This is a genomic window from Chitinophaga niastensis (assembly GCF_003014755.1).
GTDB lineage: Bacteria > Bacteroidota > Bacteroidia > Chitinophagales > Chitinophagaceae > Chitinophaga > Chitinophaga niastensis.
In genome coordinates this window covers 122721-143419 of the sequence record NZ_PYAW01000008.1, presented here as the reverse complement: position 1 = coordinate 143419, position 20699 = coordinate 122721, and the positions used below count along the sequence as shown (strand labels likewise).

Sequence of the window (20699 nt, the reverse complement as noted above, 5' to 3'; positions counted from 1 at the left end):
ACCTAATCGGGAGAAAGACAAAATTTTATAAGCCTGGAACTTGGGGCATATACAAAATAATAATATCTTCGGATGATAAATTTAAAAAAGAGAGTTTCTGTGAAGAAATGAAGATTAACCGATGTTACTAACAATTACGACTACACGTTACCCCGCCACTGACCTTGGCTATTTACTGCACAAACACCCCGCTAAAGTCCAGACTGTTGCATTGACTGCCGGTAGTGTACATGTTTTTTATCCGGAAGCTACGGACGATAAATGCACGGCTGCGTTGCTGCTGGACCTGGACCCCGTAGGCTTGGTACGCCGCAGTACCCCTGGCAGCAGTGGATTTGCCCTTGAACAGTATGTAAATGACCGCCCTTATGTGGCCTCCTCATTTATGAGTAATGCAATTGCGCAGGCATACGCAACGGCTATGAATGGACGCTGTAAAGACAAGCCCCACCTGGTGGACGAGGCTATTCCTTTTGAAATTGGTTTGTCGGTATTGCCGGTGAAAGGCGGTGAACCTATACTGCGACAGATTTTTGAGCCATTAGGCTATAAAGTTACAGTTCAGTCACATCAACTGGATGACCAATTTCCGGAGTGGGGAAAGAGCCGGTACTTTAATGTTACACTGCGACATACATTACCGCTTAAAACGGTGTTATGCCAGTTGTATGTGCTCATTCCTGTTTGTGATAACGATAAACATTACTTTGTAGGCGGCCATGAAATAGAAAAACTCATGGAAAAAGGCAATGGCTGGCTGGATACGCATCCTGTCAAAGAATTGATCACCCGTCGCTACCTTAAAAATATTGCGCCGCTGGCACGACAGGCGCTCGAGGTGATCATGAAAGACGAAGTAGTATCACAGGAAGAAAAAGCACCGAAGGATAAGGATAAATTGCGGCTGCATGACCTACGCTTACTAACGGTAAGGGATATACTCCTGCAACACAACGTTAGCTCCGTAGCCGACATGGGCTGCGGCGAAGGTAAACTGCTCCGCTTACTGATGGAAAAAGCATCCTTCAAACGTATACTGGGATTAGATGTGAGCTATCATTCGCTGGAAATTGCGCAGGATAAGCTAAAAATAGACCGCCTGCCGGAAATACAAAAAGCACGTTTGCAGCTTATACAGGGCTCACTAACGTATAAGGATAAACGTTTATCAGGTTTTGATGCAGGTGTATTGGTAGAAGTGATAGAACACCTCGATGAACCACGACTGGCAGCCCTGGAAAAAGTAGTGTTTGAATACGCCCGCCCGCAATTGGTGGTCATCACCACTGTGAATGCAGAATACAACGTAAAGTTCGAAAAGCTGAGCAGCGGCGCCTTCCGGCATAGTGATCACCGTTTTGAATGGACCCGTACTGAGTTTGAAACCTGGGGAAACCGTGTAGCCCAACAATTTGGCTATTCAGTTTCTTATCAGCCATTAGGAGAAACAGATGAAGTAGTAGGAGGCCCCAGCCAACTGGCCTTGTTTAAAAGATAGTTTATGAAAACAATTATTCAGGAAAAAATAAAGGAACTGGAGCAATCACACCAGGTAAAAATATTGTATGCCTGTGAGTCGGGTAGCCGTGCCTGGGGCTTTGCCTCGCCTGACAGCGACTACGATGTGCGTTTTATTTATACCCGCAAAATAGATAGTTATCTGAGTATTATAGAGCAGCGTGATGTAATAGAATTGCAGGTGAACGAGGTGCTGGATATCAGTGGATGGGATATCCGTAAAGGCTTACAACTATTCCTGAAATCTAATGCACCATTGTATGAGTGGCTACAGTCGCCCATTATTTACCAGGAAGTAAGCGATTTCAAACAGGTACTGAATGGACTATCGGATAAGTATTTTTCACCCCGGTCGGGTTGTCATCATTACTTATCCATGGCTTTCAACACCTTTAGTAACGAGTTACAGGGTGAAGAAGTGAAGCTAAAAAAATATTTCTATGTATTGCGCCCCATGCTGGCCTGTCAATGGATATTGGCCGGTAAAGGTGTGCCACCAATGGAATTTAGCACACTACGTACATTGGTTACAGATGATGCGCTGCAGATGGCTATAGATCAGCTGTTGCAAGTTAAGGTAGGTGCAGATGAAAAAACGTTGCTGGCAACGGTGCCCGTATTGCATAACTGGATCGCCTATACGCTGGAAGCCTGTAAACAGCAGGTGGATGATCTGCCACAATTGAGAAACGATACTGTGGAGCTGGACACGCTTTTCAGAAAATATATTCGTCATGACTTTTGAGGCGTTACAACAACAACGTAATTGTATCCTGCTCGAATGTATCAGTGGCAGCAAGGCTTATAACCTGCAGGTACCTACATCGGATACGGATATAAAAGGTGTATTCATATTGCCTCAGCGCGAGTTGTACGGTATGACGTACACCGACCAGGTATCTAACGCTACCAACGATGAAGTGTATTTTGAGATTAAACGTTTCCTGGAATTGTTGGAAAAAAACAATCCCAATATGCTCGAATTGCTTAGCACAGGTGCTGGTAGCCAATTACAGCGTCATCCCCTGATGGACCTGATTCGTCCGCAGGACTTTTTATCGCGGTTATGCCTGGATACTTTCGCAGGTTATGCCAAAACGCAGATTAAAAAAGCACGTGGACTGAATAAGAAAATTAATCAGTCGTATCCCGCTACCAGGAAGGATGTGTCTGAATTTTGCTACGTAGTAGCCGGTGGCAGAAGTATTCCTTTAGCAGCGTGGTTACACGAAAACAACTTGAAACAGCAGGACTGCGGACTCGCAGGTATCGACCACTTCCGGGACGTATATGCGTTGTATCATCCTGTACAATTCAGTACAGTCGCGACTTTTAAAGGTATTTTCTCCGGTGAGAATGCCAATGATGTGCAACTGAGTACCATACCTAAAGGCGTTGATCCATTAGTGATCATGCAGTTCAACAAAGACGGCTATACTGTTTATTGTAAAGACTTTGCCGCCTACTGGCAATGGGTTACACTCCGCAATGATGCACGCTATCAGCACAATAAGGAACTGGGTGCAGATTACGATAGCAAACATATGATGCATACTTTCCGGTTGCTTAACATGGCCGAAGAAATAGCCTTGCATAAAGAAGTACGTGTATATCGTCACGACCGCGATTTTCTGCTACGTATTCGTAATGGTGAATTTACCTATGATGCGTTGCTGGAAATGGCTACCCAAAAATTACATAACATGGAACAGCTGTATGCAAAATCAGATCTGCCGGAACATCCGGACCCACAGCTGGCTGCAGCACTGTTAATAAGAATAAGAGAGGAATATTATGTCCCGAAGAAATAATAAATTATCACATATCTCTATACCAGAATTATCACTGGTATTATTAATCGGCCCATCCGGTGCGGGTAAATCTACCTTTGCGCGTAAATTTTTTAAACCCACAGAAGTAATTTCTTCAGATGTCTGCCGAGGATTGATCAGCGATGATGAAAACAATCAAACGGTTTCGGCTGACGCCTTTGAGCTCGTGAGGTTTATAGCCGCTAAACGTTTGAAGCTCGGGTTGTTGACGGTAATTGATGCCACCAATGTGCAACCGGAATCCCGCAAGGAATGGGTTAAACTGGCCAGGGAATATCATGTGCTGCCGGTAGCCATTGTATTGAATATGCCGGAGCAGCTATGCCAGGAGCGCAATGCTTTACGCAGCGACCGTAACTTTGGCGGACATGTAATACCACAGCAGATCAGTCAGCTGAAGCGTAGTATCCGCTACCTCAGAGAGGAAGGCTTCCGGCATAGTTTTGAACTGCGCACAGAAGAAGAGGTTGCTCAGCTGGAAACCATTACCCGTAATCCTTTATATAATAATAAAAAAGACGAACACGGTCCATTTGATATTATCGGCGATGTACATGGCTGCTATGATGAACTTTGTACACTGCTGGATACGCTCGGTTACAAGATAGATAAAGAAAACGCGCAGTTTATCAGCGCACCGCTCACTACTACCGCCGACGGCTATACGCGGTTTCGTAAGCCTGTTTTTGTAGGCGACCTGGTAGACCGCGGCCCCAAATCCCCGGAGGTACTGCGTTTGGTGATGCATATGGTCAATAACGGATTTGCTTTGTGTGTACCTGGTAATCATGATGCAAAACTCCTGCGTTATTTAAACGGTAAAAATGTGCAGCTCAAACATGGACTGGAACAAACAGCTATGCAGCTGGCCGGCGAATCACCTGAGTTTATTGATGCCGTGAAATCCTTTATCGATGGCCTTGTCAGTCATTATGTGTTAGATGATGGAAAGCTGGTAGTAGCGCATGCAGGCCTGAAAGAAAGCATGCAGGGCCGTGGTTCCGGCGCAGTAAGAGAATTTTGCATGTACGGTGAAACCACCGGAGAAACCGATGAATTTGGTTTGCCTGTGAGATATAACTGGGCCATGGAATATAAAGGAAGGGCGATGGTAGTATATGGGCATACGCCTGTACCTGAGCCACAGTGGCTGAATCATACTATAGATATTGACACCGGTTGTGTATTTGGTGCCACACTCACTGCCCTGCGCTATCCGGAGAAAGAACTGGTATCTGTACCGGCACTGGAACAGTACGCTGTACCTGCACGTCCTATTGGTTATAATGCAGGCAGCGCACTGAGTATTCAACAACAATATGATGATGTACTGGATATTGAGGATTTTACCGGGCGCAAAATACTGCATACCCGTTTTAGTCATAACATTACGATCCGTGAGGAAAACAATATTGCTGCATTGGAAGTGATGAGCCGATTTGCCATCAATCCTAAATGGCTGATCTATTTGCCGCCCACCATGTCACCTGCAGAAACGAGCAAAGAGCCGGGGCTGCTGGAACACCCGGCACAGGGACTACAATACTTTAAAGAGGCTGGTATCCGGAAAGTGGTCTGCGAAGAAAAACACATGGGATCGCGCGCTGTAGTAGTAGTTTGCAGAGATGAGATCGTAGCACAACAGCGTTTTGGTATTGCCGGTGAAGGTAACGGTGTAGTATATACGAGAACAGGCAGAAGCTTTTTCACAGACAAGGAAACAGAACAGGATTTTATAACACGTATCAATACGGCCCTTATCAGTACTGGCTTCTATGAAACCTTTAACACTGATTGGGTATGCCTGGATACAGAACTGATGCCATGGAGTGCCAAGGCACAAACGTTGCTCCAAACGCAGTATGCGGCAACAGGTACGGCTGCTACACAGGCGTTGCCTGTTGTGGTAGCAGCTTTGCAGCGGGCGATACAGCAAAATGTACCTGCACAGGCTTTATTGGATAGATATAGTCAGCGTTTAGCGCAAGCCAAGGATTACGTTACCGCCTACAGGCAATACTGTTGGCCGGTGAACTCGTTGGAAGATTACAAGCTGGCGCCTTTCCATATTATGGCTACAGAAGGCAAGACTTATTTCGATAAAGACCACGAATGGCATATGTCTGCCATAAAAAATATTTGTGCAGGTGATACACAGCTCTTTCGTGCCACTTCTTACCGTTTGGTAGACCTCGGCGATATGGACAGTGAAAATGCAGCCATCAGCTGGTGGGAAGCCTTAACAGCTGCCGGTGGAGAAGGGATGGTAATAAAACCGTATACGTTCCTGAACAAAGATGAAAAAGGGTTGATCCAGCCGGCAATAAAGATCCGTGGTAAAGAATACCTGCGGATCATTTATGGACCGGAATATGATGCCCCGGAAAATCTGGAACGTTTACGTAGCCGTAAGTTAACAGCTAAACGCTCTTTGGCACTGCGTGAATTTGCATTAGGACTGGAAGGATTAGAAAGATTTGTAAATAAAGATCCATTACAGCTGGTACATCAGTGTGTATTTGGTATTTTAGCGTTAGAGAGTGAACCTGTGGACCCACGACTTTAAAAAAACTATGCATGTCTAACAGTAACCCAACAATCTTACAATTGGCTGAAATCGATGAGCTGCTTGCACTGCAGCGCAGTAATCTGGTTCAGCACATCGATGTATTCACCGCTGCTTCGCAGGGATTTCTTACATTCGAGTATAGCGAACCGGTATTGCTGCGTATGATGCAGGATATGCCCCAGCCCATTAGCAGGGTAGATGACGAAATGATAGGCTACGCGCTGGCTATTACCAGGGAAGCGTGCCAGGACATTGAGCTGATGCACCCATTGGCGGAACTGACGCAAACATTGGAGATCAACGGAACAAAGATGTCTGCGTTGAAATATTATTTTATGGGGCAGATATGTGTAAAGGACGGACATCGCGGGAAGGGCGTGTTTGATATGTTATACGAGCATCACCGTGCCTTGTTTTCGGGCGAATATGATTGTCTCGTTACAGAAATTGCCGCCGCTAATCTGCGCTCGCAGGCAGCACATGATCGGGTGGGCTTTGAAGTTATCCATGTTTATACAGATCATAATGATAAAGAATGGCAAGTAGTGGCCTGGGATTGGCGTTAATTTGCCAAGGTAACTGCATCATCATCTTTCTACATAAAAAATTATAATTATGAAAGCCGTAGCCGTATCTAAATTCAAAGACATTCCTGTTGTAATGGATCTTCCCAAACCTGCAGTGAGGGCGGGTACAGTACTGGTAAAAGTAGCCGCCGCCGGCTTGAATCCATTCGACTGGAAAATGATTGATGGTATTCTGGACGGAAAAATGCCGCACCAGTTTCCGCTGATTATGGGCGTAGATGGCGCCGGTACTATAGAAGAAGTAGGAGAAGGGGTTACACGGTTTAAGAAAGGAGACAGGGTTTATGGACAATTTATTCATGCGCCTATTGGAGAAGGCTCTTACGCAGAATATGTTATCGTACCGGAGAAGTCAGGCATCACACATGCACCGGTAAGCCTTAGTGCCGCCGAAGCCGCCGCAGTACCTACCGCCGGCATGACAGCACAACAACTGTTGGACAAGCTGGATTTGCAGGAAGGTGATACAGTCCTCATCAACGGGGCTACTGGTGGAGTAGGATCATTTGCCACACAACTGGCCGCTGCACAAGGTTTACGGGTAATAGCCACTGTGCCGGATGAAGATGCTGCAGAACGCATGCGAAAATTAGGCGCGGCGGTTACTATTAATTATAAACAAGCGCCGTTATACGATCAGGTGAAGGCACAGTTTCCCGGTGGTGTGGATGGATTAATAGACCTGGTAAGTGATGGGGAAGGATTCAAAGCAAATCTCGATTTAATTAAGCCTGGAGGTGCCGCTCTCACCACTGTTTTTGTGGCAGATGAAGAGGCACTGAAAGCAAAAAATATCCGCGGCGGCAACTTTGAAACACAAGGAAGCGCTGCTTCTCTGAACACTTTATCGCTGGTAATTGATCGCGGCGGATTAACGATTCCTGTTGAGAATAAAATTAAACTGGAAGACGTACCTGCTGCAATAGCACTGAGCCGGCAAGCACAAGGAAAGGGAAAAACAGTTATTATAATGTAATAATTAATGTAGATATTTTGTTTCAGTGATATCTCCTTTACTGAAACAAAATATCTACATCTGTTAATAATAAAACCTTAAATATTAGCAGTGGCTTTAAACAGTTCAACGCTGCTATCAGTGCTGATTTGATAAGAAGCACCGTATACTGTCAGCACACATTGCCCTTTCGTTAAAGCAAGGGTATCATCTCCTATGATAGTGGCAGTACCATTGATTACAATCAGGATTTCAGCAGCAGCAGCGGTATGGGTGTATACCTGTCCTGCAGATATATCTATCTTACTCACTTCAAAATCAGGTGCGGGAGAAGGATAAATTCTTTCCAGTCCATCTGTACTCACATCACCTTTAATGATATGTGGTTCAACACCTTCAAAGCGGGTGTGTTTCAGTAGTTCAGGCACATCTACATGTTTGGGCGTAAGACCACCACGCAGTACATTATCTGAATTAGCCATCAGTTCCACGTTCTGTCCTTCCAGGTAGGCATGCGGAACGCCGGCATCCTGGAATACGGCATCACCGGGTTGTACCTGCATAATATTAAAGAAGTAGATAGAGAAAATGCCACGATCTATTTTATCAATGCTGGCCGGATCATTCAACACCGCGCGGGCGGCCCAGAAGCCGGGATCAGTCTTAGCCAGCTTGTTGGCCTTATAAAGCGGTATCATGCGGTCTGTCAGCGGACGAAGAATAATATTCACCAGCGATTGCGGCATTTCCATCACGCTTTTATACAAACCAAAATATCCTTCCTTTTCGTATATGCCTACCAGTGAGGTAAACTCCGGAATGCTGTCCAGCACATGATGTAATTGCTCATGCGGCAAAAAGCCGTGTAGCAGATAGAATTCGCTCAATGCCACCATGATTTCCGGTTTATGGTTGGCATCTTTATAATTACGGTTCGGTGCATTTAAAGGAATACCTTCGGCATTCTCTCTTGCAAAACCTTTCTCCGCTTCGGTTTTATTAGGATGCACTTGTATAGACAACATATCTCTCACATCCAGTATCTTAAAGAGAAAAGGCAACTCTTTAAATTTTTTCCATGTAGCAGGACCTACCAGGTTGGCCGGATCACGTTGAATGAGTTGGTTAAGTGGTATAGGTCCGTTGGCAGTAGTGATGGTGGAAGGAGCGCTCTCGTGCGCACCCATCCAGTATTCTGCAGCCGGTTGATCCGTAGTCGTTATTCCCAGTAGTGCAGGAATATATTTATATCCACCCCAGGCATAGTGCTGTACTTTTCCTTCCAGTCTGAATAAGTTCATATATGGTTATCTGTTTACTTGTTAATTAGCAGAGAAGTGATAATTTTATATGTCTGCAAAAATAGGCGTTAACCGGTAAAATAGCTACGAATAGAAAAGTAAAATATTTCCGGTGTTTGTTTGTTAAAGCCAATAGAACAAAGACATGCTTAACCATCTCTCTTTAGGTCGCCGTGGCGAAATAATAGCACAGGACTATGTAAGTAAACACTGCACCTTGCTACATATTAACTGGAAATCCGGCAGAAAGGAAATAGATATCATCGCCGAAAAAAAAGGAACACTTTATTTTATCGAAGTAAAAACCCGCAGTAACAATCGTTACGGTTGGCCGGAAGAAGCGGTGAATTATAAAAAACAGGAACACATTCAGGAGGTAGCAACTGATTACCTGGAACATTATAACTTGCATCCGATTGCAATCAGATTTGATATTATTGCGATTACATTTATGGGTGAGAAATATGAGTTAATGCACCTGAGAGATGTGTTCTGAGCGGGTTTAGACAGCTGTTTTGTATTAACCAGCTATTAACAAAAAAACACCTATAATTATTCTGTAATAGCATCATATTTTATATCTTTGCACAGCTTTTAGAAACTTAACCCTGTGTTGTTATACACCTCCGGTATTCCGGTAGTTTTCAAGCAAATCATTTCCCTTAAAAACTAATACACTGATTACATATGGTAATCTATGTACTGTGTTTTTATTGCATTATTCAGGAGAGATGATTGACTGGCTATACCATATAACAGGCAGAGAGCAGGGAGGAAAATTAATACACCGAGCGTTTGTTTAACCAATGAAACGCATTCACGCCGTAAAGTAATTGCTTTCGGGAGTCATAGAACTTAATACAAATAAAAAGGCTCCGTTCCGGTTTAAACCGGAACGGAGCCTTACTTTTTTTATTACGACCACAAACCGGTGTAGTTATGTGGAGTGATAGCTTTCAGTTCTTTTTTCAGCGCTGCGCTGATCTTCAGACCTTCAATAAATTTATGCATACTTTTCTGCGTGATCTGTTCTCCGCCCCGGGTCAGCTCTTTCAGCGCCTCATATGGTTGCGGATAGTTTTCACGACGTAATACTGTTTGAATAGCTTCTGCTATCACCGCCCAGTTGTTTTCCAGGTCGGCATTCAGTTTTGCTTCATTCAGGATCAGCTTCTCTAATCCTTTCTGAATAGATTTAGTAGCCAATAAGGTGTGCCCAAATGGAACACCCAAGTTACGCAACACGGTAGAATCTGTGAGATCGCGCTGCAGACGGGAAATAGGCAGCTTGGCACTCAGGTGCTCAAACAACGCGTTAGCCAGTCCGAGATTACCTTCTGCATTTTCAAAATCAATCGGATTCACTTTATGCGGCATCGCGGAAGATCCTACTTCATTCTTTTTAATCTTTTGTTTGAAGTAATCCATGGAGATATAAGTCCATATATCGCGGCAGAAGTCAAGCAAAATGTTATTAATACGTTTCAGTGCATCAAACTGTGCAGCGATGTTATCATAATGCTCAATCTGTGTTGTGTACTTCATACGTTGCAGGCCCAGCGTGGTATTCACGAATTTTTCACCAAATTTCTCCCAGTTAATTTTAGGGAAAGATACATAGTGTGCATTAAAATTGCCGGTAGCTCCGCCGAATTTTGCGGCAAAAGGAATTTGCCCCAGCAGGTTCACCTGGCCTTCCAGTCGTTCTACAAACACCAGTATTTCTTTACCGAGAATGGTAGGCGAAGCAGGTTGTCCGTGGGTACGGGCCAGCATAGGCACTTTCATCCAGGATAATCCCATCTTTTTCAGTTCCAGGATCAAATTTGCCAGTGCCGGCATGTATACATGTTCTACCGCATCCTTCCAGAGCAGGGGGGTAGCGGTATTGTTTACATCCTGTGAAGTAAGACCAAAGTGTACCCACTCCAGTTTATCGTCCAGACCCAGGTTCTTCAGTTCATTCTTCAGAAAATATTCCACTGCCTTCACATCGTGGTTAGTGATTTTTTCTGTTTCCTTGATCAGTTGCGCGTTCTCAATGGTGAACTCCTGGTAAATTTTACGCAGGGAAGGCACCTTGGCTTTAGGCAGTGTAAACAGCTTTTGCTCAGAGAGCGCGATGAAATATTCCACCTCTACCATCACACGGTAACGGATCAACGCAAATTCAGAAAAATAATTGGCCAGCTCGTCCAGTTGCTTACGATAGCGCCCGTCCAGCGGAGAAATGGCAGTTAATGGTTGTAGTTGCATAATGTATGAAATTCCAGTAATTACAATTAACACGTTTATGGGTAACAAGTTCGCTTGAAACCCTGATTTACAGGGAGACAATTATTCATTTGGAACTTGTTAACCGGGATTTAGTTACTTTTGCAGCTTCAAAATTACTGAAATTGGAACGGAAAGTAAAAGTTGCGGCTGTAAGTTATTTGAATACGAAGCCTTTATTGTATGGATTCAGGAATCATCCGGTGATGGAGATGATGGAATTATCGATGGATTATCCGGCTAAAATAGCCCAGCAGCTTATAGATGGAGAGGTAGACGTGGCGTTGGTGCCAGTAGCTATTATTCCCAAATTAAAGGAATATCATATCATAGCAGATTATTGTATTGGTGCGGAAGGACCTGTTGCATCTGTTTGTTTATATAGTGATGTACCCTTAAACGAGATAAAACGTATTTACCTGGATTATCAGAGCCGTACTTCTGTAGCCCTGCTCAAAGTACTGGTGCATGAGTACTGGAAGCTGGATGTGGAGTTTGTACCCACTACCGGTGACTACCAGCAAAATATCAAAGGCACCGATGCGGGCCTGGTGATCGGTGATCGCGCGTTAGCACAACGTAAGGTATCTCCGTATATATATGACCTCGCAGAAAACTGGACGCGCTTTACAAGCTTACCTTTTGTATTTGCTGCCTGGATCAGCAATAAGCCGCTGCCGGCCAAATTTATAAAGGAATTTAACCACGCTACGGGTATTGGTATTCAGAATATTCCTGCTGTAGTAGCAGAAAATCCTTATGATCTCTACGATCTTACCACTTATTATATCCATAACATCAGCTATCCGCTCACACCGGCAAAGCGCCAGGGAATGCAGAAATTCCTGGGATATCTGTTGAAAGAAGATTAAACAACAGGCGAAACATCATTAGCAAGCCATAATATGTGCCTCAGGCATATATTATGGCTTGTTTGCTAATTGCTCCGCTACCTTACGCGGGTTAGACCAAAATTAAGTATCTTCATATTTCACACGTTTATCATCTCTTAATTTAATCTGCGGTCATGAAAATCGGTATCCTGGGTAGTGGTCCGGTCGGGCTTACGCTTGGAAAGGGGCTCATTCAAACAGGCCACCATGTTACTATCGGTACACGTAATCCATCAAAGGAATCTTTGCAGCAATGGGTAAAGAAACAGGGTAAACAAGCCGTAGCAGGCACTTTCAGGCAGGCTGCTGAATTTGGTGAGTTACTATTGATCTGTACCAGCTGGGTGGGCACTAAAAAAGCGATTGAAGCAGCGGGCATCTGGAACTTCAAAACCAAAACAGTCGTGGATGTTACCAACCCTCTGGATGGTAAAGGCCCCGATGAAAACGGTCGCCTGACCTTCATTTTAGGACATAACAACTCTGCCGGCGAACAGATTCAGGCCTGGCTACCGCCAGATGCCAATGTGGTAAAGGCACTTAGCTGTATTGGTCATGAAAGAATGTTGCTGCCCGAACTCAAAGAAGGAGCACCCACCATGTTTATTGCCGGTAATAATGCAGACGCTAAAAAGGAAGTGGTTAATTTATTATACCAGATTGGCTGGCATGATGTAGCAGATATGGGAACGATAGAAATGAGCCGGAGTATAGAACCACTCTCTATTTTATGGGCAGCTTACGGTTTTCTGAATAATAGTACAGCACATGCGTTTAAGTTGCTGAAGAAATAGCTTTTAGCAGTTAGCTTTTAGCTTTTAGACAAATGCAGCGGAGATATATGTATGTCTTCGCTGCATTTGTCTAAAAGCTAAAAGCTAACTGCTAAAAGCTTACTTCACTTGCTTCACATTGATATAATAATTCTTGTCTACCTCAAAATTCTTAATATTATCCAACGTAATATTGGAACTATGCCATAACGTTCCCGGGTATATTAATTTAAAACCATTCTCACTTAATTTTACTTTTACAGGCATATTAAAATCCTTTACATCCGAAACCCAGCGGTACTGCAGCTGTTGTCCGTTAAACCGGTATTCCAGCGTAGGAATAGTAGTATGGCGGAGATATTGATCAAATATTTTACTTAGATCCATACCTACTGCATGGCTCATATACTGCTCTATTTCTTTTGCAGTAACCGTTTGATGATAGAAGGTTTTATTAAGACCTCTTAACATTTGCCGGAAGGCTTCATCATTCTCCATAATCTGACGGATGTTGTGAAGCATGTTGGCGCCTTTGGGATACATATCCCCGCTGCCTTCTGCATTTACGCCGTAAGGTGCAATGATGGGTACGTCGTTTTTAATATTTTTGCGGATGCCCTGTACATACGCGTTGGCAGCTTTAAGCCCATACTGACACTCTGTAAAGAGGGTTTCAGAATAGTTGGTAAACGATTCATGGATCCACATATCAGCGAGGTCTTTGCTGGTAATACTGTTGCCAAACCACTCATGGCCACTTTCATGGATGATCAGGAAGTCCCATTTTAATCCCCAGCCGCTGCCCGAAAGATCGCGGCCACTATAGCCCATCTGGAACTTGTTGCCATATGCCACGGCGCTCTGATGCTCCATGCCCAGGTAAGGTGCTTCTACCAGTTTGTAGCTGTCTTTATAAAATGGATATTTTCCAAACCAGTATTCAAAACATTTCAACATAGGCTTCACTACTTTGAAATGTTCGCGTGCCTTATCTTCATTATAATCCAATACCCAGAAACCGAGATCCAGCTTACCGCCTTCACCGGAAAAGGTATCTTTCATTTCTATATAATTACCGATGTTAAGTGCTACGTCGTAGTTGTTAATAGGATTATCTACATACCAGCACCAGGTAATGGTACCATCCGGGTTCTCTATTTTCTTTTTTAAGCGGCCATTGGAAACATCTACCAGGTCGTTAGGAACGGTAACGCTGATATGCATGTCTTCCGGTTCATCACTTTGATGATCCTTGTTAGGCCACCATATGCTGGCTCCTAAACCCTGACAGGCAGTAGCTATCCACGGACGGCCCTTTTCATCTTTAGCCCATACTACACCGCCATCCCAGGGTGCATTTTTTGCTCTGCGGGGTTTGCCGCTGTAGAATACGGTTATCTTTTTGGATTTATCTTTTACCTGGCGTGCCTGCATCTTTACAAACCAGGCATTGCCATCATGGGTAACGGACAGTGTTTTTTTATCCTGTACTACGCTGTCAATCACCATAGGTGCCTGCAAGTCTATCTGCATGGTACTATCTGTTTTCAGCACTTTATAGGTAATCGTGTTAAACCCGCTGAAAGTACTGTCTTTGGGATCGACCTGCACATGCAGGTCGTATGTAGTTACATCCCACCATGCACGTTCAGGGGTAATGGTTCCTCTCAACGTGTCAGCCTTTGTAAAGTGCTGTTGAGCCCCGGCTGTAAAGGTTGCCAGCAGGGCCATACAAAGCATTGGTATGCCGCGCATATTTATTCGTATATTTTAAACGGAAAGATATTAATTTACTACCAAATGAAAAGTTGTTATTGTCAGACGGTTATACTCCGGGGATGTTTTGTGGGACTCATCAGCCTATTGTTATGGTCCTGCGGGAGCCCGCAAAAGGAGCAGCGGCAAGTATTCCGATATAATAGTACGGTAGGGGTCTCCAGCCTGGACCCGGCTTTTGCGAAAAGTCAGGAGGTAATATGGGCGGTAAGGCAATTGTATAGTACCCTCGTGGAACCGGATAATGACCTGGTGATACGTCCTTCCCTGGCGAAACAGTGGCATGTATCTGCCGATCATCGTACCTATACTTTTGATCTGAGAACAGATGTATACTTTCATGATAACGACATCTTTCCCGGTGGCAAAGGCCGGCGTATGACCGCGCAGGACGTGGTGTACAGCCTGCGTCGTATTATGGATCCTGCCACCGCATCTCCGGGTGCCTGGATCTTTAATGGTAAGTTGAGCGCCGACAGTGGTTTCAGTGCACCAAACGATTCTACTTTTGAACTCACTTTATATCGTCCTTTCCATCCTGTGATGGGCATTCTCAGCATGCAATATTGTTCTGTAGTACCACATGAAGCTGTAGAGAGATATGGAAAAGATTTCCGCAACCATCCCTGTGGCACCGGACCTTTTCGCTTCTTTTTCTGGGAAGAAGGACAGGCGTTGGTGCTGCATCGTAATCCGGATTATTTTGAAAAAGATAGTACCGGGCAGCGCTTACCCTATCTGGAAGCAGTACAGGTGAGCTTTCTTGAAAGCAAGGCATCTGAGTTCCTGTTATTCCGGCAGGGACAACTGGACTTCATGAACGATATTGATGCTTCCTTTAAAGATGAAGTATTAACGAAACAAGGAAAACTGAGAAAAGAATGGGAGGGGAAGATGGTGCTGAGAAAAAATCCCTATCTGAATACAGAGTACCTTGGTTTTCTGACAGATAGTAACAATACACTGGTGGAACAATCGCCGGTTAGGCTCCGGAAGATACGGCAGGCCATCAACTACGGCATCGACCGTACGAAAATGATGACCTACCTCCGGAATGGTATCGGCACAGCCGCTACAGCGGGTTTTGTGCCGGCAGGCTTACCATCTTTTGATGCGGCAAAAGTGAAAGGTTATCCCTACGATCCGGCTATGGCGCGGCAGTTGCTTCGTGAAGCAGGTTATCCCGAAGGAAATGGATTGCCTGTCATCAAACTATTATCTATTCCTATTTATGCGGACCTGGCAAACTATGTGGCCAATCAATTACAGGAGGTAGGGATTCACATACAGGTAGAGGTAGTACAGAAAAGCCTGTTGCTGGAGCAAACATCTAAATCGCAGGCCCTGTTTTTCCGCGGTAGCTGGATAGCCGATTATCCGGATGCGGAAAGTTATCTCGCTATGTTTTATAGTAAGAACCCTGCGCCACCTAATTACACCCGTTATGCAAACAAGGCATTTGATGTATTATATGAAAAGGCCCTGGAAGAAAACAATGATAGTACCCGTTACGAACTATATCAGCAAATGGACCGGATGGTAATAGCGGACGCCCCGGTAGTACCTCTTTTTTATGACGAAGTGATCCGGTTAGTGCAGCCTAATGTAGCAGGACTTTTTGGTAACGGTATGAACCTGTTGGAGTTACGAAGGGTGAAGAAGAATTAAATTTGTTATTTTTTTAACATTTCCTTCACCAACAAGCGCCATTTTATGATTTTATATCCGTGTAATTAGTTTAACTTTGGCGTTTATTTGTCACTTTACAAAGTATCGAAAATGACGGCGATCCTGATTTTCTTTTGTGTGCACTGGTTCTTTTCATTGTTCTTTCACACATTCTATTTACACAGATATGCATCTCACCAGATGTATACTACCAGCAAGTTCTGGGAACGTTTCTTTTACTTCAGTACCTGGTTCTTCCAGGGTTCATCATACCTGATTCCAAGAGCTTATGGCGTTATGCACCGCATGCACCATGAGTTTAGCGACACTGAACATGATCCGCATTCTCCACATTTCTTTAAAGATGTATGGGCAATGATGGTACAGACCCGTGGTATTTACAACGGTTTTGTTACCCGCACCAGCAAAGTGGATGCTAAGTTCACCGCTGAGCCTTTACCGGAATGGGATGCTATGGATAAATTCGGGGATAGTAATATTACCCGTTTTTCCTGGATGGCTGCTTATGTAGCTTTCTACGTAGTATTTGTTCCTGCAGGTATGTGGTATCTGTATTTACTATTACCTATCCATTTCCTGATGGGACCTGTACAGGGTGCTATCGTTAACTGGTGCGGTCACAAGTATGGTTACAAAAACTTTGATAACGGTGATCATTCCCGCAATACTTCTCCATGGGGTATCGTTTTGATGGGTGAGCTGTTCCAGAATAACCACCACAAGTTTAAAGACAGTCCTAACTTCGCTAAGAAATGGTACGAACTGGATCCTAGCTACCAGGTAATGAAACTGTTGAACTTTGTAGGTATCATCAAGCTGAAACCAGCGATGATTACACCGGCACAGTTGAAGAAAGCCAAAGCGGCTTAATTACGTAGTACAATCAATCTGTTACAATAATAGAAAATGTCTCACTGTAATGGTGAGACATTTTTTATTTAAGGAAGTCTTAATCTCTGAATGGTTTGAACTCTGCATGCTGTGCTAATTCGAGCATGGGTCTATCTCCTTTACTATCTCCATAAGCATATATCTGCTGAAAGTCTTCCAGTCGGTAAGCGCGCCTGATGCGGTTTACCTTTTCTTCTCCGTTACAGTTGAGTCCCAGTATATTACCAGTGATACGTTTATTTTTTACTTCCAGTTCCGTGCCAATGCAGGCAACGTTAGTTGTCTTACACCAGGGGGCTACCCAGTTATGCGCAGAAGCTGTAACAACAACTACCTTGTGTCCCAGTTGCTGATGTTTTCGTATAGCCGTTAACGCTTTTGGGCGAATCATGGAAGGTAATTCCTGTTGGCAAAAGGCTTCGCATTTGGCATTGAAATCCGCGATGGTCATCTCACTAAAAAAATACTGTAATACCTGTTGCTTCATTTCCTGCGCAGTAGTCAGTTTACATTTAAACTGAATCAGTGCCGGCAATAGTTGCACTATGCCGGCATACATCGCTGCACGGCCTCTGTGAAAACGAATGATTTCCCAGAGCGTGTCCTTCCTGGTAATAGTGCCGTCAAAATCAAAAAATGCAATAGTCACAGTTTAAGCTTTTTGAAAACACCTTCCGGTATTGATTTGATAATGAGCATGATGTATTTCCAATGCCATTTTACATACAATATATTCTTTTTCTTTTTCGCAGCTTTGAATACCGCAGTAGCCACTGCTTCCGGTTGGGCTGTGAGCAAAGGAGGCAAGGTTAAATGTTGCGTCATGCGGGTGTTTACGAAACCGGGTTGTACGCTCATCACGTGAACGCCACTACGAAAAAGACGATTACGTAATCCACTCAGGTAAGCTGTAAATCCCGCTTTGGCGCTACCATATATATAATTGCTCTGCCGGCCTCTTTCTCCGGCAACGGAACTGATACCTATGATAGTACCCTGTCCTTTGGCTGCGTAGCTATCTGCTACAATATTTAATATGGAAACAGCACCGGTAAAGTTGGTATTAATAATAGCCGCTGCTTCTTCCCAGTTGCTTTGCGCCTTTTCCTGGTCGCCCAGGTACCCGAATACACAGATAGTAACGTCCGGTTGTACCGGCAGGGAGTTGTAAAAAGCAGGGTGGCTGCCAAAAGAAGTAGCATCAAAGTCGTGTGTAGTAGCTGTTACGCCATAACGAACCTGCAAATCCTGTTGCAGTGGTTGTAAAGCGGCAGCATTACGACCTGCTAATTGTATATCATATTGCTCAGCAGCAAATTTCCTGGCAATGGCTACAGCCATATCCGAACCTGCGCCTAATAATAAAACAGTGGGCATGTGTGGTGTTTGGTTAATGAGGGTAAACTATTTTGTCAATAATAATCTTTCCGATTGCAACGAGACAAACCGGTTGTTGGTATTGTATTGTTGCACAATAGCAGCAAACTTTGCCGCATTTGGATAGCTATTCCAGAATATTTCCTGTTTCATCCGCGCATCTTTCGACAGATATAAACGGCCACCATATTGTAATACAATCTCATCCAGTTCATCGAGGAATGGCAGCAAACCATTGCGCACCGGGAAATCCAGCGCCAGCGTATAACCTTCCATAGGAAAGGAAATCAGGCTGTCCTGTTGACCAAATACCTTGAGTACGGCCAGGAAGGAACCCCAGCCTTTATCGCTGATGCGTTTCAGAATAGTTACCAGACCCTCTTTTTTATTGAGTGGTAAAACAAACTGATATTGTACAAATCCCGCTTTGCCATAACCACGATTCCAATGGAGGATAGCATCCAGTGGATAAAAGAAAGGTTCGTAAGGAATTACCTTATGCATCTCTTTTTTATAATTCTTTCCGTAGTATAACCAATTGAAAGCTTTTACGGTAAAGGTATTCAGCACAAAAGAGGGCAGGTTAAAAGGCACAGATAATTTTCGTTTAGCCGGCAACTTTAGGGGCGCTTCTTTTTGTTTTGCGCTCAGCTCTTCCGGTGCAGCATGTTCACCAACTATTAAGATACTCCGGCCAAAGGAATCGCCTTTTTGCAGACAATCAATCCAGGCCATAGAGTAGGTGTAGTGTTTATATTCATCAAACAAACGGATTACCTCTTCCAGGTTGCTGGCTTTGATTTGTGTTTGTTTTATATAAGCAGTACTTATTTTTTTCAGGGAAAATTTTATACGGGTAATTACGCCGGTAAGCCCCATGCCTCCGCAGGTAGCCCAGAAGAGATCTGTATGCGCTGTATGGCTGCAGCAAATAGTTTCTCCATTGCCTGTAATTATATCCATATCAATAATGTGGCCGGAGAAGGAACCATCTACATGATGATTTTTGCCGTGGACATCTGAAGCAACAGCACCGCCAAGGGTAATATACTTGGTACCAGGGGTAACAGGTAAAAACCAGCCATGTGGTACAATAATATCCAGTATCTGGTCCAGCGTAACGCCGGCCTGTGCTTCCAGTATGCCGTTCTCTTTATCAAAGGCCAGTACCTTATCATATCTCAGCATGGAAATGCTGTGCTCCCCAAGAGAAGCATCACCATAACAACGACCATTACCACGGGCAATCATGTGGGTATTGGATACCACAAATTTCCGTAGTTGCGCCTCCTGCGTAAACACATTTTCATCACTGGCAACAGCAGGGTAGTTTCCCCAGTTTGCTAACCGTTTTTGCATTATTCAAAAAAGCTTTTATTCGTGGGTAAATAAATTATTACGTAAAAACTCAGGACCCACAGGAGTATGGTTAATTGAATAAAACGGTCTTTATATAGGATTTGGGTCGGAGAACCTGTATTGTTCTCTACGAAGGTTATTTGCAAATATCGTAATAATCCGCCAATTACAAAGAGGGAGGTGTAGTAGAGGCGATAAGTATTGAATCTGGTCTGCGTTTCAGGCGATATGGTATACATCAGGTAGGCCACAATAATTACCGCTGAAACCAGTGATAGCATTACATTCATGAAATCCATGTTATAACCTTTGCCTGCCTTCCTCATATCTTTGCCGGATTGTAATTTAATCAGAACATCATCGCGGCGTTTGGCGATCGCCATAAATAATGCCAGCAGGAACACCATGATGATCAACCATTCGGATGTTGCCACATGTACTGCTACGCCACCGGCTTTCACCCGCAACACAAAACCAATGGCCAGTATAAAAATGTCGAGAATAGAAGTATTCTTTAAACCCAGCGAGTAACAAAGGTTCATCACAAAGTAGATGGAAACAACAAAAGCAAACTTCTCTTTTATATATAGCGCCAATGCCATACCAATGATAAAACAGAGGGAGCCGATGATAATGGCTGCTGGCTTGGATACTGCACCTGAGGCCAGGGCGCGTTTCCTTTTTATTGGATGATTTTTATCTGCTTCAATATCGCGGTAATCATTGATAACATAAATAGAACTGGCAACAAGGCTAAAGGATATAAATGCCACTAACAGCTGCAGCAACTTATCAATATTGAATACCTCACCTGCAAAGAAGAGTGGGATAAACAAAAAAGCGTTTTTCGCCCAATGTTTTGGACGCAGTAGTTGTAAATATCGCATAGGGGCCTGGAAGTTGTC

18 protein-coding genes are annotated in these 20699 nt (G+C 44.0%); 11 read left to right on the top strand and 7 right to left on the bottom strand.

Annotated features, from left to right (window positions below):
- Positions 1-121 precede the first annotated feature (121 nt).
- Genes CLV51_RS26050 through CLV51_RS26025 form a run of 6 tightly spaced genes read left to right on the top strand, consistent with a single transcriptional unit; the run spans position 122 to position 7482 of the window.
- On the top strand, positions 122-1498 hold the full coding sequence (locus tag CLV51_RS26050) for a 3' terminal RNA ribose 2'-O-methyltransferase Hen1 (protein WP_106531046.1): 1377 nt from the start codon (positions 122-124) through the stop codon (positions 1496-1498).
- A 3-nt stretch (positions 1499-1501) separates the two neighbouring features.
- Positions 1502-2263, top strand: a complete 762-nt coding sequence (locus tag CLV51_RS26045) for a nucleotidyltransferase domain-containing protein (RefSeq protein WP_106531045.1) — start codon at positions 1502-1504, stop codon at positions 2261-2263.
- Positions 2253-3329: a DNA polymerase beta superfamily protein gene (locus CLV51_RS26040; protein WP_106531044.1), complete on the top strand. Its 1077-nt coding sequence runs from the start codon at positions 2253-2255 to the stop codon at positions 3327-3329. Before CLV51_RS26045 ends, CLV51_RS26040 begins: the two co-directional genes overlap by 11 nt.
- Entirely contained in the window at positions 3313-5916 is a 2604-nt protein-coding gene (locus CLV51_RS26035; protein ID WP_106531043.1) for a polynucleotide kinase-phosphatase, read from the top strand. The genes CLV51_RS26040 and CLV51_RS26035 overlap by 17 nt, the downstream gene beginning before the upstream one ends.
- An 11-nt stretch (positions 5917-5927) precedes the next feature.
- Positions 5928-6485, top strand: coding sequence for a GNAT family N-acetyltransferase (locus CLV51_RS26030; RefSeq protein WP_106531042.1), 558 nt, complete (start codon positions 5928-5930; stop codon positions 6483-6485).
- A 49-nt stretch (positions 6486-6534) separates the two neighbouring features.
- Positions 6535-7482 carry an NADP-dependent oxidoreductase gene (locus tag CLV51_RS26025; protein ID WP_106531041.1) on the top strand — a complete coding sequence of 316 codons (948 nt, stop codon included), beginning with the start codon at positions 6535-6537 and terminating at the stop codon, positions 7480-7482.
- A gap of 77 nt (positions 7483-7559) precedes the next feature.
- Here the strand turns inward: CLV51_RS26025 and manA are convergent, their stop codons facing one another.
- Positions 7560-8762 (bottom strand): mannose-6-phosphate isomerase, class I, encoded by a 1203-nt coding sequence (manA, locus tag CLV51_RS26020; protein ID WP_106531040.1) that lies wholly within the window; start codon positions 8760-8762, stop codon positions 7560-7562.
- A 145-nt stretch (positions 8763-8907) separates the two neighbouring features.
- On the opposite strand from manA, the gene CLV51_RS26015 reads away from it, so the two are divergent.
- The gene (locus CLV51_RS26015; protein ID WP_106531039.1) at positions 8908-9258 is read left to right on the top strand and encodes a YraN family protein; all 351 of its coding nucleotides are present in this window, start codon (positions 8908-8910) and stop codon (positions 9256-9258) included.
- 419 nt (positions 9259-9677) lie between these two features.
- Here CLV51_RS26015 and purB read toward each other — a convergent pair whose 3' ends face one another.
- On the bottom strand, positions 9678-11018 hold the full coding sequence (purB, locus tag CLV51_RS26010; RefSeq protein WP_106531038.1) for an adenylosuccinate lyase: 1341 nt from the start codon (positions 11016-11018) through the stop codon (positions 9678-9680).
- Between the two features lie 143 nt (positions 11019-11161).
- Between purB and CLV51_RS26005 the strand changes: the two genes are divergently transcribed.
- Together CLV51_RS26005 and CLV51_RS26000 are read left to right on the top strand one after the other, a co-directional pair.
- A complete protein-coding gene (locus CLV51_RS26005) occupies positions 11162-11908 on the top strand; it encodes a menaquinone biosynthetic enzyme MqnA/MqnD family protein (protein WP_106531101.1) in 747 nt (248 codons plus the stop codon).
- Between the two features lie 155 nt (positions 11909-12063).
- Entirely contained in the window at positions 12064-12723 is a 660-nt protein-coding gene (locus CLV51_RS26000; protein WP_106531037.1) for an NADPH-dependent F420 reductase, read from the top strand.
- 99 nt (positions 12724-12822) lie between these two features.
- Here the strand turns inward: CLV51_RS26000 and CLV51_RS25995 are convergent, their stop codons facing one another.
- A complete protein-coding gene (locus CLV51_RS25995) occupies positions 12823-14457 on the bottom strand; it encodes a M1 family metallopeptidase (RefSeq protein ID WP_106531036.1) in 1635 nt (544 codons plus the stop codon).
- A gap of 45 nt (positions 14458-14502) precedes the next feature.
- Between CLV51_RS25995 and CLV51_RS25990 the strand changes: the two genes are divergently transcribed.
- Both CLV51_RS25990 and CLV51_RS25985 read left to right on the top strand, forming a co-directional pair.
- Positions 14503-16146 carry an ABC transporter substrate-binding protein gene (locus CLV51_RS25990; protein WP_106531035.1) on the top strand — a complete coding sequence of 548 codons (1644 nt, stop codon included), beginning with the start codon at positions 14503-14505 and terminating at the stop codon, positions 16144-16146.
- A 111-nt stretch (positions 16147-16257) separates the two neighbouring features.
- On the top strand, positions 16258-17037 hold the full coding sequence (locus tag CLV51_RS25985) for an acyl-CoA desaturase (protein WP_106531034.1): 780 nt from the start codon (positions 16258-16260) through the stop codon (positions 17035-17037).
- A 79-nt stretch (positions 17038-17116) separates the two neighbouring features.
- Here CLV51_RS25985 and CLV51_RS25980 read toward each other — a convergent pair whose 3' ends face one another.
- From CLV51_RS25980 to CLV51_RS25965, 4 genes are read right to left on the bottom strand one after another with little or no spacing between them, the layout of a single operon-like run.
- Positions 17117-17707 carry an HAD family hydrolase gene (locus CLV51_RS25980; RefSeq protein WP_106531033.1) on the bottom strand — a complete coding sequence of 197 codons (591 nt, stop codon included), beginning with the start codon at positions 17705-17707 and terminating at the stop codon, positions 17117-17119.
- Positions 17704-18435, bottom strand: coding sequence for an SDR family oxidoreductase (locus CLV51_RS25975; RefSeq protein WP_106531032.1), 732 nt, complete (start codon positions 18433-18435; stop codon positions 17704-17706). The genes CLV51_RS25980 and CLV51_RS25975 overlap by 4 nt, the downstream gene beginning before the upstream one ends.
- Positions 18436-18462: 27 nt before the next feature.
- On the bottom strand, positions 18463-19794 hold the full coding sequence (locus CLV51_RS25970; protein ID WP_106531031.1) for an FAD-binding oxidoreductase: 1332 nt from the start codon (positions 19792-19794) through the stop codon (positions 18463-18465).
- Positions 19794-20681: a decaprenyl-phosphate phosphoribosyltransferase gene (locus tag CLV51_RS25965; RefSeq protein ID WP_106531030.1), complete on the bottom strand. Its 888-nt coding sequence runs from the start codon at positions 20679-20681 to the stop codon at positions 19794-19796. Before CLV51_RS25965 ends, CLV51_RS25970 begins: the two co-directional genes overlap by 1 nt.
- Positions 20682-20699 lie beyond the last annotated feature (18 nt).